Source organism: Pseudoduganella sp. GW821-FHT12E03 (assembly GCF_058807115.1).
The window spans coordinates 120,044-132,109 of sequence record NZ_JBXAQJ010000005.1 but is presented as its reverse complement, the minus strand read 5'-3'; the positions used below and the strand labels follow the sequence as shown (position 1 = coordinate 132,109).

Sequence of the window (12,066 nt, the reverse complement as noted above, 5' to 3'; positions counted from 1 at the left end):
GGCTGCCATGGATGCCCGCTTGAGCGCCGCCCAAGTCTGGTCCTGGCTCAACGACGTGCCGGACCCTGAAATCCCCGTGATTTCCGTGGTCGATCTGGGCATCGTGCGCGGCGTGCAAGTGACGGGGGACAGCGCCTGCACCGTCACCATCACGCCCACGTATTCCGGCTGCCCCGCGATGCAAGTGATTGCCGACGCCGTGACCGACGCGTTGAAAGCGCGCGGCGTGCAGCAGGTGCAATTGCATACGCAACTGTCGCCGGCATGGACCACCGACTGGATGAGCGAATCGGGCAAGGCCAAGCTGAAAGGCTATGGCATCGCGCCGCCCGCGCAGCAGGTGATCGACATCAGCGGCTTGCGCAAGGGCGGCAGCCTGGCCGCCGGCGTCAGCCGCAAAGGCGGCAACGCCGTCGCCGCGCCGAAAGTCGCGTGCCCCCATTGCGGCTCCAGCCACACGGAACTCACCAGCCAGTTCGGTTCCACGCCTTGCAAGGCCTTGTACAAGTGCCTCGACTGCCGCGAACCATTTGACTACTTCAAGTGTCACTGAAAAAATATGAGCAAATTCTATCCGCTGTCGGTCGCCGCGGTGACCCACGAAACGCGCGACTGCATCGCCGTCACCTTTGCCGTGCCGCCCGAGCTGCAGCAAAGCTTCCAGTACCAGCAAGGCCAGCACTTGACCCTGCGTACCCATATCAATGGCGAGGATGTGCGCCGCTCGTATTCGATCTGTTCCGCCGTGCAGGATAACCGCCTGCGCGTCGCCATCAAGCGCACCCCGGGCGGCCTGTTTTCGACCTGGGCCAACGAAGCGCTGAAGCCGGGCTCGATGCTGGATGTGATGCCGCCGATGGGCCACTTCAACGTGCCGCTGGATAGCGCCCACCGCAAGCAATACATGGCGTTCGCCGCCGGCAGCGGCATCACGCCGATGCTGTCGATCATCAAGACCACGCTGATGACGGAACCACACAGCCGCTTCACGCTGTTTTACGGTAACCGCGCGTCGTCGTCGGTGATTTTCAAGGGCGAACTGGGCGACCTGAAGGATATTTACACGGACCGCCTGAACATCGTTTATGTAATGAGCCGCGAACAGCAGGATATCGAATTGTTCAATGGCCGCATCACGAAAGAGAAGGCCAAGGACTTCCTGCGCCTGTGGGTCAACCCGGCCGATTACGACACCGCGTTTATCTGCGGACCGGAAGACATGATGCATGGCGTGTCGGAAGCGCTGATTGACGCCGGCATGCCGAAATCGAACATCAAGATCGAACTGTTCGCCGCCAGCATTCCGAAGCACCAGCACAAGCCGCGCGCCGCCACGGACCTGGGCTCCGGCCTCACGGAAGTCACCGTGGTCCTCGATGGCAACCACACCATGTTCACGATGGACAAGGACAAGGAATCGATCCTCGACGCGGGCCTGCGCGCCGGCATCGACATGCGTTATTCGTGCAAGGGCGGCGTGTGTTCCACCTGCCGCTGCAAGGTCCTCGACGGCAAGGTCGACATGGACGTCAATTATGCGCTGGAAGATTACGAGATTGCCCGGGGCTTTGTGCTGAGCTGCCAGAGCTTCCCCGTGACCGACAAGGTGGTGGTCGACTTCGACCAGGCTGAATAAAACGAGATTGAGACGAGACCGAGGAGACAACATGACCTACGAAAATATCCTGTTCGACATCAGCAACGGCGTCGCCAAACTGACCCTGAACCGTCCCGATAAACTCAACAGCTTCACGCAGGCGATGCACCTGGAAGTGCGCGCCGCGCTGGAGCAGGTGCAGGCCGATAAATCGGTGCGCGTGCTGGTGTTGACCGGCGCGGGCCGTGGTTTCTGCGCCGGCCAGGACTTGTCCGACCGCGCCGTGGAACCTGGCGCCAAGGGCGTGGACCTGGGCGAATCGGTGGAAAAATTCTATGCGCCGCTGGTGCTGGCATTGCGCAACCTGCCGATGCCGGTGATCTGCGCCGTCAATGGCGTGGCGGCCGGCGCAGGCGCCAACCTGGCGCTGGCCTGCGACATCGTGATCGCCGGTAAATCGGCCAGTTTCATTGAAGCGTTCTGCAAACTGGGCCTGATCCCGGATACCGGCGGCACCTGGCATTTGCCGCGCCTGATCGGCCTGGCGCGCGCCACCGGCCTGGCCATGCTGGGCGAAAAGCTGACGGCGGAACGCGCCGAGGAATGGGGCCTGATCTGGAAGTCGGTACCGGACGAAGTGCTGATGACCGAAGCCATGGCGATGGCGGCGCACTTCGCCACCGCGCCGACCAAGGGACTTGCCTTCACCAAGAAAGCCCTGCAAGCCAGCTACGGCAATACCCTGCAAGACCAGCTGGCGCTGGAAGCGGGCATGATGCGCGAACTGGGCTACTCGCACGATTACCGCGAAGGCGTGTCGGCCTTCATGGCAAAACGCACGCCTGAATTCAAGGGGGAATAATCATGGGCATTCTTGCTGCAGGCAGCGTCGTTGCCGTCATCGGCAGCGGCGCCATGGGCTCCGGCATCGCGCAAGTGGCTGCAAGCGCGGGCCATATCGTCAAACTGTATGACACCCGCCTCGACGCCGTCGGCAAAGCCATTGCCGACATCGGCGCGGTCTACCGCAAGCTGGTCGACAAGCAGAAGATGACGGCGGCCGACGCCGATGCCGCCACCGCGCGCCTGAAAGCGGTGTCCAGCCTGGGCGACGTGGCCGATGCCGCGCTGGTGGTGGAAGCCATCGTGGAAAACCTCGACGTCAAGCGTTCCCTGTTTGCCGACCTGGAAGGCGTGGTGTCCGACGACTGCATCCTCGCCACCAATACCTCGTCGATTTCCGTCACCGCGATCGCCGCCAAACTGCGCCGCCCGCAGCGGCTGGTCGGCATGCACTTCTTTAACCCGGTGCCGTTGATGGCGCTGGTGGAAGTCATCAGTGGCCTGGCCACCGATGCCGAAGTCGCGCAGACCGTGTTCGACACGGCCGCCAGCTGGGGCAAGAATCCGGTACACGCGAAATCCACGCCGGGCTTCATCGTCAACCGCGTGGCACGTCCATACTATGCGGAAGGCTTGCGCCTGCTGAACGAGCAGGCCGCCGATCCCGCCACCATCGACGCCGTCATGCGCGACGCGGGCGGCTTCCGCATGGGGCCCTTTGAATTGATGGATTTGATCGGCCACGACGTCAATTACTCCGTCACGCAATCGGTCTTCAACGCGTATTACAACGATCCCCGTTTCACGCCGTCCGTGATCCAGCAAGAACTGGTCAATGCGGGCTTCCTGGGCCGTAAATCCGGACAGGGATTCTATGCCTATGGTGAAGGCGCAGCAGCGCCGCAAGCGGCCTGCGAAGCGCCGCAACCGAACCCGGAATATGCGAACCACAGCCATGGCCAGGATGCGACGGGCGCGGTGACAGCCATGCCGCAGATGGATGCGCTGCTGGAACGCTTCCGCGCGCGTGGCGTGGAAGTGGGCCTGAAAAAGCACCTGGAAGGCCATGGCCACGGCAATGAAAGCGCGGCCGGCATCCACTGCAACGGTGCCGCGATTTACCTGACCGACGGCCGCACCGCGACCCAGCGCGCGCGCGACAACAGGCATCCGGATACCGTGCTGTTCGACCTGGCGCTCGATTATGGCAAGGCGCCGCGCATTGCGCTGGCGTGCTCCGACCAGTGCAAGCCGGCCGTGTGGCAGTCCGTGGTCGGCCTGTTCCAGGCGGCCGGTTTCATCGTGACGAAACTCGACGACGTGCCCGGCATGGCCGTGATGCGCACCGTGGCCATGCTGGCCAATGAAGCGGCGGACGCGGTCAACCAGGGCGTGTGCAGCGCCGAGGGCGCCGATACCGCCATGCAAAAAGGCGTCAATTATCCGAAAGGCCCGCTGGCCTGGGCCGACAGTATCGGCATCGGCCACGTGGTGACGGTGTTGCACAACCTGGCGTCGTGCTATGGCGAAGACCGCTACCGCGCGTCGCCGCTGCTGCGCCGCAAGCTGGCTGCCGGAGGCAAGTTCCATGCATGACGCACATGCTGCGCTGTCACCCGAGCATGCCCTGGCGCTGGCGCAAGCGGCCGGCGCCGCCATGTTCGAACGTGACCGGGCCAGCCAGGCGATGGGCATGGTGCTGGCGGAAATCCGCCCCGGCTATGCGCGCATGACGATGCCGGTGCGCGACGACATGTTGAACGGCCACCAAACCTGCCACGGCGGCTATATCTTCGCACTGGCCGACAGCGCCTTTGCGTTCGCCTGCAACAGCCATAACCACGTGACCGTGGGCGCCGGCTGCACCATTGAATACCTGGCCCCGGGCCGTCCCGGCAACGTGTTGACTGCGGAGGCGCAGGAACAGGCACTGGCCGGCAAGACCGGCGTCTACGATGTCCAGGTCCGCAACCAGGACGGCAAGCTGATTGTGCTGTTCCGGGGAAAATCGCACCGCATCAGCGGAGAAGTTGTTCCGCAATAACCCGTGCCGCTGTAATTTGTGCCGCAGTAACAGGAGATCGCAACATGGTTCAACGTCATCCCGCACCAACCGACCTGGAAGCCATCGAGCGTGCCAGCCGCGATGAATTGCAGGCGCTGCAGCTGGAACGCATGCAATGGTCGCTGGCGCACGCATACGAAAACGTGCCGCATTACCGCGCCGCGTTTGACGCGGCCGGGGTCCACCCGAGCGACTTGAAAACCTTGTCGGACCTGGCCAAATTTCCGTTCACGGACAAGAAAACCCTGCGCGACAATTATCCCTTCGGCCTGTTCGCGGTGCCGCGTGAACAAGTCGCCCGCGTGCACGCATCGAGCGGCACCACCGGCAAGGCCACGGTGGTGGGCTATACCCTGAAAGACATCGACACCTGGGCCAATGTGGTGGCCCGCTCGATCCGCGCCGCCGGTGGCCGCGCCGGCGACATGGTGCATATCTCGTACGGCTATGGCTTGTTTACGGGCGGCCTGGGCGCCCATTACGGCGCGGAGCGCCTGGGCTGCACGGTGGTGCCGATGTCCGGCGGCCAGACCGAAAAGCAGGTGCAATTGATCACCGACTTCAAGCCGGACATCATCATGGTCACGCCGTCGTACATGCTGAACATCATCGAGGAATTCCAGCGCCAGGGGATGGACCCCGCCAGCTCGTCGCTGAAGGTCGGCATTTTTGGCGCCGAACCGTGGACTGAAGCGATGCGCGCGGAAATCCAGCAGCGCGCCGGGATCGATGCGGTCGATATCTATGGCTTGTCGGAAGTGATGGGCCCCGGCGTGGCCAGCGAATGCATCGAGTCGAAAGATGGCCCGGTGATCTGGGAAGACCATTTCTATCCGGAGATCATTGATCCGGAAACCGGTGAAGTGCTGCCGGATGGATCCGAAGGGGAACTGGTGTTCACTTCCTTGAGCAAGGAAGCGATGCCGGTGATCCGCTACCGCACGCGCGACTTGACGCGTTTGCTGCCGCCGACGTCGCGTTCGATGCGCCGCATCGGCAAGATCACGGGCCGCTCGGACGACATGCTGATCATCCGTGGCGTCAATGTGTTCCCGACCCAGATCGAAGAATTGATTTGCAAGATGCCGCAATTGGCGCCGCAGTATCAGCTGGTCGTGAGCCGCGACGGCCACCTCGACAAGCTGGAAGTGCTGGCCGAACTGCGGCCCGGTGGCTCGCTGGTGCCCGGTGACGTGGCCAACCTGGCGCGCGAACTGGAGCAGCGCATCAAGACCAATGTTGGCGTGTCGACCCGTGTGACATTGAAAGAACCGAACAGTATCGAGCGCACCCTGACCGGCAAGGCCAAGCGTGTGATCGACCAGCGCCCGAAAATCGTATAAAGGAAAAATAATGAACGAAGCCTTCATCTGTGACGCCGTCCGTACCCCCTTCGGCCGCTACGGCGGCGCCCTGGCGTCCGTGCGCGCCGACGACCTGGCCGCCGTGCCGATCGCCGCGCTGATGGCGCGCAATCCGGGCGTGGACTGGGCCCAAGTGGATGACATCTACTATGGCTGCGCCAACGGCGCCGGTGAAGATAACCGCAACGTGGGCCGCATGGCGGCGCTGCTGGCCGGCTTGCCGGTCGACGTGCCGGCCAACACCATCAACCGCCTGTGCGGTTCCAGCCTCGATGCGGTGGGTATCGGTGCGCGCGCCATCAAGGCCGGCGAAGCGCAGCTGATCATTGCAGGCGGGGTGGAAAGCATGACGCGCGCGCCGTTCGTGATGGGCAAGGCCGACAGCGCGTTTTCCCGCAGCGCGAAAATCGAAGACACGACCATCGGCTGGCGTTTCGTCAATCCGTTGATGAAGGCGAAATACGGTATCGACTCGATGCCGGAAACCGCGGAAAACGTGGCGCAGGATTTCAATATCAGCCGCGCCGACCAGGATGCGTTTGCCGTGCGCAGCCAGCAGCGCTGGGCCGCCGCCCATGCGGCCGGCCACTTCAAGGCGGAAATCGTGCCGGTCACGATCCCGCAAAAGAAAGGCGACCCGAAGGTCATCGATACCGACGAGCATCCTCGTCCGGAAACCACCGTCGAGATGCTGGCCAAGCTGAAAGGCGTGGTGAAGCCGGATGGTTCCGTCACGGCCGGCAATGCGTCCGGCGTCAACGACGGCGCTTGCGCGATTTTGCTGGCATCCGGCGCGGCGGTGGACCAATATGGTCTGAAGCCGCGCGCCAAGGTGCTGGGCATGGCGACCGCCGGCCTGGCTCCGCGCATTATGGGCTTCGGTCCGTCGCCGGCATCGAAGAAAGTGCTGGCGCAGCTGGGCTTGAGTATCGACCAGATGGATGTCATCGAACTCAATGAAGCCTTTGCCGCGCAGGGACTGGCGGTGACGCGCGACCTGGGACTGGCCGATGATGCGGCGCACGTAAACCCGAATGGCGGCGCGATTGCGATTGGCCACCCGCTGGGCGCATCCGGCGCGCGGCTGGTGACGACGGCATTGAACCAATTGGAACGCACGGGCGGCCGTTATGCGCTGTGCACCATGTGTATCGGTGTGGGCCAGGGCATTGCCCTGGTGATCGAGCGGGTGTAACCGTGGTCAAAGTCTACGAAATCAACGGCATCCGTCCCGTGGTGCACCCAACGGCCTACGTGCACCCGACCGCTGTGCTGATCGGCGATGTGATCGTCGGCCCGCGCTGCTACGTGGGCCCGCTGGCGTCGCTGCGCGGCGATTTCGGCCGCCTGATCCTGGAAGAGGGCGCCAATGTGCAGGATGGCTGCGTGATGCACGGCTTCCCCGGCTGCGACACGGTGGTCGAAGTTGATGGCCATATCGGCCATGGCGCCGTGCTGCATGGTTGCCGCATCGGCCGCAATGCGCTGGTTGGCATGAATGCCGTGGTGATGGATAACGCGGTGATTGGCGCGGAAAGCATCGTGGCCGCCATGAGTTTCGTGAAGGCGAAGATGGAAGTGCCGCCCCGTTCGATGGTGGTGGGCATGCCCGCGAAGATCCTGCGCAGCGTGACCGATGATGAAGTGAAGTGGAAGAGCAGCGGCACCGCGCAATACCACGAACTGGCCGTGCGTTCGCTGGCCACCATGCGCGAAGTCGATGCGCTGGACGCGCCGGAGGCGGACCGCAGGCGGATGGATTGGGAAACGTCGCTGCCGCTGCACCAGCATAAAAAGACAACCGAATAACTGGAGAGACAAATGCCTCAAACTTTGCAAAGCCTGATCGCCGGCCGCTGGCACGGCAAGGAAGCCGCCACCCCGCTGTACAACGCGTTGAACAACAGCGTGATCTATCACACGCACGCGGAAACCATCGATTTCTCGGAAGCCGTCACGTATGCGCGCAAGACCGGTATTCCCGCGCTGATGAAGCTGGATTTCCAGCAGCGCGCGCAGCGCCTGAAAGCGCTGGCGCAGTACCTGATGGAGCGCAAGGAAGAGCTGTACACGATTTCGCATCTGACCGGCGCCACCCGCGCCGACAGCTGGGTGGACGTGGAAGGCGGCATCGGCACCCTGTTCGCGTACGCATCGATGGGCAGCCGCGAACTGCCATCGTCGAACGTGCTGCATGAAGGCCCGGCCATGGCGCTGGGCAAGCGCGGCGGCTTTGCCGGCACCCACATCCTGGTGCCGCGCGGCGGCCTGGCGGTGCACATCAACGCCTTCAATTTCCCGATCTGGGGCTTGCTGGAAAAATTCGCGCCGACCTTCCTGGCCGCGATGCCGTGCATCGGCAAACCCGCCACCGCCACCAGCTACCTGACCGAAGCCGTGGTGCGCATGATCCATGAATCCGGCCTGATGCCGGACGGCTCTTTACAGCTGGTGATTGGCGGCACGGGCGACTTGCTGGACCGCCTGACCGGCGCCGACGTGGTGACGTTTACCGGTTCCGCCGACACCGCCGCCAAGCTGCGCGCCAACCGCAACCTGATCGCCAATTCGATCCCGTTCGCGGCGGAAGCCGATTCGCTGAACTGCGCGATCCTGGCGCCGGACGTGACGCCGGACGACTCGGAATTCGACTTGTTCGTGAAAGAAGTCGCACGTGAAATGACGGGCAAGGCCGGCCAGAAATGTACCGCGATCCGCCGTATCATCGTGCCGCGCAACCGCGTCGACGCGGTGGCGGAACGCTTGCGCGAGCGCCTGGCGAAAGTCACGGTGGGCGATCCGTCGATCGAAGGCGTGCGCATGGGCGCGCTGGCGTCGAAAGACCAGCAGCGCGACGTGGCGGAACGCGTGGCGATGCTCGCGCAAGGCAATGAAATCGTGTTTGGCGCGGGCGACGGCTTCAAGCCGGTGGGCGACGGCGTGGCCGATGGCGCGTTCTTCTCGCCGACCCTGCTGCTGTGCCGTAACGCGGGCAGCAATGACGCGGTGCACGACGTGGAAGCATTTGGTCCGGTGTCGACCATGATGACGTATGACGGCATCGATGAAGCGCTGGACCTTGCCGCGCGCGGCAAGGGTTCGCTGGTGTCGACCCTGGTGACGAAAGATCCGAAGACGGCGGCGTACGCGGTGCCGGTGGCGGCCGCATCGCATGGCCGCGTGCACATCCTCGACAAGGAATCGTCGGTCGATTCGACCGGTCACGGTTCGCCCTTGCCGCAACTGAAACACGGCGGCCCGGGCCGCGCCGGCGGCGGCGAAGAACTGGGCGGCATCCGCGCGGTGCGCCACTTCCTGCAGCGCGCCGCCGTGCAGGGGTCGCCGACCATGCTGGCCGCCGTCACGGGCGAGTATGTGCGTGGCGCGACCGTCAATGAAAGCGACGTGCATCCGTTCCGCAAATACTTCGAAGATTTGCAGATGGGCGACTCGCTGCTGACGCACCGCCGCACCGTGAGCGAAGCCGACATCGTCAACTTCGGCGGCATTTCGGGCGATTTCTTCTACATGCACTTCGACGACATCGCGGCGAAAGACACGCAATTCGGCAAGCGCATTGCGCACGGCTACTTTGTGCTATCGGCGGCGGCAGGCTTGTTCGTGTCGCCGGCGCCGGGCCCAGTGCTGGCCAACTATGGCCTCGACAACCTGCGCTTCATCACCCCGGTGGCGATCGGCGACACCATCCGCGCCCGCCTGACCTGCAAGCGCAAGGTCGACCGCAACCGCACCGACGACCAGGGCCGCGGCCAGGGCGTGGTGGCGTGGGACGTGCAGGTGACCAACCAGAACGACGAGCTGGTGGCGTCGTATGACATCCTGACGCTGGTCATGAAGAAGCAGTAAGCCCTTTGCTGCCGGCTTCCCGCTAAAAAGGCGCCGGTGTGGCGCCTTTTTTACAGGTGAAATCAGCCGGCGTGAAGATTGGTGAGTTTTCAACAGCACATTAGCGGTTAACATCGAGCGCATTGCTTATTGCTATCTAACACGATGCGCCTTTTTAGCCTTGCAGCAGCCTTGATGCTGGCCGGTTGCGCCAGCGTCCAGCATGTCCCCGTCGCGATTTCCCCCGCCACCGGCCATGCTGCGCTGGTGCCCAAATCCATCGCCAGTGAAGTCATCGTCCCGCTGGCCACAGGCTATCAGCGCAAGCTGCCGGCCGGCAGTTTCTGGACCATGGCCGGCACCATCCCCCAAGGGACGGTCTACCGCCGTCACCGGGATGTGTTCACGCTGGAGGGCGCGCATGTACACGAAGCTTACCTGGTGGTCGAACAAGGCCACCTGGTAGGTTTTTACCTCCCGGCCGAGAGAGGCTTCTCGCCGCAACAGCCATCCCTTCCCATCACACTACAGGAATAAAAAATGAAATTGATGAAATTTGCCGCTATCGGCCTGGCCCTGGCATTGACTGGTTGCGCGGCAACCGGCCCGAAATTCGCTGAAGCGGAATCCGCAGCGCCTGTGCTGAAAGCGGACCAGGGCCGCGTGTATTTCTACCGTAACGCCAGCATGCTGGGCGCAGCCCTGAAACCGGCCATCCAGCTGGACGGCATCGAAGTGGGCAACTCGCACCAGGGCGGATACTTCTACGTGGACACGTACGCGGGCAGCCACGTGGCGCAGACCAGCACTGAAACCACCAACAAGGTCAGCTTCGTGCTGGATAAGGGCGAAACCAAGTACGTGAAAACGTCGGTGTCGATGGGCCTGATGGTGGGCCACGTGGTGCCGGAACTGGTGGGTGCGGACCAGGCCCGCAAAGACCTGTCCGAATTGAGCTACACCGGCGCAAAAGCCGCCAAATAACAGCTCGTCACCAGCCTCGCACAGGCGGGCCATCGCGGCCCGCCATGGTGTTTACTGCTGCAGCCCGAACGGATCGTCAATGCTGTGCGCCGGCTTGGTGAACCAGCGCGGGCCTTCTTCCGCCATGTAGAAGTGGTCTTCGTGGCGGACGCCGAATTCGCCCGGCACCACGATCATCGGTTCATTCGAGAAGCACATGCCCACGTCTAGTGGGGTTTTGTCGCCACCCACCAGGTACGGCCATTCGTGGATATCGAGGCCGATGCCGTGGCCGGTGCGGTGCGGCAGGCCGGGCAGCTTGTAGCCGGGGCCGAAACCGTCTTCTTCCAGCGAACGGCGCGCGGCCTGGTCCACGCTTTCGCATGGCGCGCCCAGTTGCGCCGCTGCGAATGCCGCTGCCTGGGCTTTCTTTTCACTGTTCCACACGCTGCGCTGGCGCGCATTGGGCTCGCCATACACATAGGTGCGCGTAATGTCGGAAATGTAGTTGTGCACCTTGCAGCCCGTGTCGATCAGCACCGTGTCGCCCTGTTTCAGGGTTTGCACGTAGCTGACGCCGTGCGGGTACGAAGTGGCGACGCCAAACAGGACGATCACGAAATACGAACCCGATGCGCCGACCTTGCGGTGCGCGCTGGCGATGAATTCTTCCACTTCCTTCGTGGTGATCCCTTCATGCAGCATCGACGCGGTGGCCACGTGCACGGCCAGGGTCATGTCCTTGGCGCGCTGCATCAGTGCGATTTCCGCTTTGGACTTGCGCATGCGGCAGTGCGCCGTCACCGGACGGGCGTTTTCCAACGCGTAGCCTTCCGCCAGCGGCTTGACGCCGTCATAGATGAAGAATGCGGCGCTCTCGCAAATGCCGATGCGCGGCGCTTTTGCCGGATCGGCGGCATTGGGGGCGATTCCCATGCGCTGCAACGTATCGATGAACAGGCGGTACGGGCTTTCATGCTCGTGCCAGCCATTGACTTTACCTTCGATCAGCATGAAGTCCAGCAAGGTGCTTTCTTCGAATGCCGGTGCGATGTATTCGATGGCGCCTTGCGCGGGCAGGATGGCGCCCACCATGCGCTCGCTCGGATGCCATCGGGTGCCGGTGAAATACAGCAGGTTGGCGCCCGCATTGATATAAATGGCGGCGATGCCATTCGCCTGCATATAGCTTTGCGCACGCGCGATGCGCTGCTGGTGTTCATCCTTGCCGATGGGGATGGCGCCTGCCGTCATGTCAGACAGCGTCGCCAGGGCTTGTTCCGCGGTTTTGCCGCCTACGCCGATGGTCATCCTGATAACTCCTGGTAATTGCCGGTGGCGGCGATCATAGCAGCTTTGGCGGCGGGTAAAACAGCTTGTGCCGCGAT

12 protein-coding genes are annotated in these 12,066 nt (G+C 63.2%); 11 read left to right on the top strand and 1 reads right to left on the bottom strand.

Annotated features, from left to right (window positions below; genetic code table 11):
- The first annotated feature begins 7 nt into the window (after positions 1-7).
- From paaD to AC1RRC_RS14075, 11 genes are all read left to right on the top strand, one after another.
- The gene (gene paaD / locus AC1RRC_RS14125; RefSeq protein WP_493056119.1) at positions 8-553 is read left to right on the top strand and encodes a 1,2-phenylacetyl-CoA epoxidase subunit PaaD; all 546 of its coding nucleotides are present in this window, start codon (positions 8-10) and stop codon (positions 551-553) included.
- Positions 554-559: 6 nt separating this feature from the next.
- Positions 560-1,636 (top strand): 1,2-phenylacetyl-CoA epoxidase subunit PaaE, encoded by a 1,077-nt coding sequence (gene paaE / locus AC1RRC_RS14120; protein ID WP_493056118.1) that lies wholly within the window; start codon positions 560-562, stop codon positions 1,634-1,636.
- Between the two features lie 31 nt (positions 1,637-1,667).
- Positions 1,668-2,459 carry a 2-(1,2-epoxy-1,2-dihydrophenyl)acetyl-CoA isomerase PaaG gene (paaG, locus tag AC1RRC_RS14115; protein ID WP_493056117.1) on the top strand — a complete coding sequence of 264 codons (792 nt, stop codon included), beginning with the start codon at positions 1,668-1,670 and terminating at the stop codon, positions 2,457-2,459.
- Positions 2,460-2,461: 2 nt separating this feature from the next.
- Entirely contained in the window at positions 2,462-4,036 is a 1,575-nt protein-coding gene (paaH, locus tag AC1RRC_RS14110; protein WP_493056116.1) for a 3-hydroxyacyl-CoA dehydrogenase PaaH, read from the top strand.
- Positions 4,029-4,484: a hydroxyphenylacetyl-CoA thioesterase PaaI gene (gene paaI, locus AC1RRC_RS14105; RefSeq protein WP_493056115.1), complete on the top strand. Its 456-nt coding sequence runs from the start codon at positions 4,029-4,031 to the stop codon at positions 4,482-4,484. Before paaH ends, paaI begins: the two co-directional genes overlap by 8 nt.
- Before the next feature lie 44 nt (positions 4,485-4,528).
- The gene (gene paaK / locus AC1RRC_RS14100) at positions 4,529-5,848 is read left to right on the top strand and encodes a phenylacetate--CoA ligase PaaK (protein ID WP_493056114.1); all 1,320 of its coding nucleotides are present in this window, start codon (positions 4,529-4,531) and stop codon (positions 5,846-5,848) included.
- A 10-nt stretch (positions 5,849-5,858) separates the two neighbouring features.
- Positions 5,859-7,064, top strand: a complete 1,206-nt coding sequence (pcaF, locus tag AC1RRC_RS14095; RefSeq protein WP_493056113.1) for a 3-oxoadipyl-CoA thiolase — start codon at positions 5,859-5,861, stop codon at positions 7,062-7,064.
- Positions 7,065-7,066: 2 nt separating this feature from the next.
- Positions 7,067-7,678: a phenylacetic acid degradation protein PaaY gene (locus AC1RRC_RS14090; RefSeq protein WP_493056112.1), complete on the top strand. Its 612-nt coding sequence runs from the start codon at positions 7,067-7,069 to the stop codon at positions 7,676-7,678.
- Positions 7,679-7,690: 12 nt separating this feature from the next.
- Positions 7,691-9,736, top strand: a complete 2,046-nt coding sequence (gene paaZ, locus AC1RRC_RS14085; RefSeq protein ID WP_493056111.1) for a phenylacetic acid degradation bifunctional protein PaaZ — start codon at positions 7,691-7,693, stop codon at positions 9,734-9,736.
- A gap of 174 nt (positions 9,737-9,910) precedes the next feature.
- On the top strand, positions 9,911-10,252 hold the full coding sequence (locus tag AC1RRC_RS14080; RefSeq protein ID WP_493056110.1) for a hypothetical protein: 342 nt from the start codon (positions 9,911-9,913) through the stop codon (positions 10,250-10,252).
- A gap of 3 nt (positions 10,253-10,255) precedes the next feature.
- Positions 10,256-10,699, top strand: a complete 444-nt coding sequence (locus tag AC1RRC_RS14075; RefSeq protein ID WP_493056109.1) for a DUF2846 domain-containing protein — start codon at positions 10,256-10,258, stop codon at positions 10,697-10,699.
- 51 nt (positions 10,700-10,750) lie between these two features.
- On the opposite strand, the gene AC1RRC_RS14070 is transcribed toward AC1RRC_RS14075, so the two are convergent.
- Positions 10,751-11,989 (bottom strand): M24 family metallopeptidase, encoded by a 1,239-nt coding sequence (locus tag AC1RRC_RS14070; protein WP_493056108.1) that lies wholly within the window; start codon positions 11,987-11,989, stop codon positions 10,751-10,753.
- Between the last annotated feature and the right edge of the window lie 77 nt (positions 11,990-12,066).

Coding starts and splice junctions, on each gene's coding strand:
- paaE (WP_493056118.1), top strand. CDS start 560: ATGAGCAAATTCTATCCGCTGTCGGTCGCCGCGGTGACCCACGAAACG.
- AC1RRC_RS14080 (WP_493056110.1), top strand. CDS start 9,911: ATGCTGGCCGGTTGCGCCAGCGTCCAGCATGTCCCCGTCGCGATTTCC.
- paaI (WP_493056115.1), top strand. CDS start 4,029: ATGCATGACGCACATGCTGCGCTGTCACCCGAGCATGCCCTGGCGCTG.
- AC1RRC_RS14075 (WP_493056109.1), top strand. CDS start 10,256: ATGAAATTGATGAAATTTGCCGCTATCGGCCTGGCCCTGGCATTGACT.
- paaK (WP_493056114.1), top strand. CDS start 4,529: ATGGTTCAACGTCATCCCGCACCAACCGACCTGGAAGCCATCGAGCGT.
- paaZ (WP_493056111.1), top strand. CDS start 7,691: ATGCCTCAAACTTTGCAAAGCCTGATCGCCGGCCGCTGGCACGGCAAG.
- AC1RRC_RS14070 (WP_493056108.1), bottom strand. CDS start 11,989: ATGACCATCGGCGTAGGCGGCAAAACCGCGGAACAAGCCCTGGCGACG.
- pcaF (WP_493056113.1), top strand. CDS start 5,859: ATGAACGAAGCCTTCATCTGTGACGCCGTCCGTACCCCCTTCGGCCGC.
- paaD (WP_493056119.1), top strand. CDS start 8: ATGGATGCCCGCTTGAGCGCCGCCCAAGTCTGGTCCTGGCTCAACGAC.
- paaG (WP_493056117.1), top strand. CDS start 1,668: ATGACCTACGAAAATATCCTGTTCGACATCAGCAACGGCGTCGCCAAA.
- paaH (WP_493056116.1), top strand. CDS start 2,462: ATGGGCATTCTTGCTGCAGGCAGCGTCGTTGCCGTCATCGGCAGCGGC.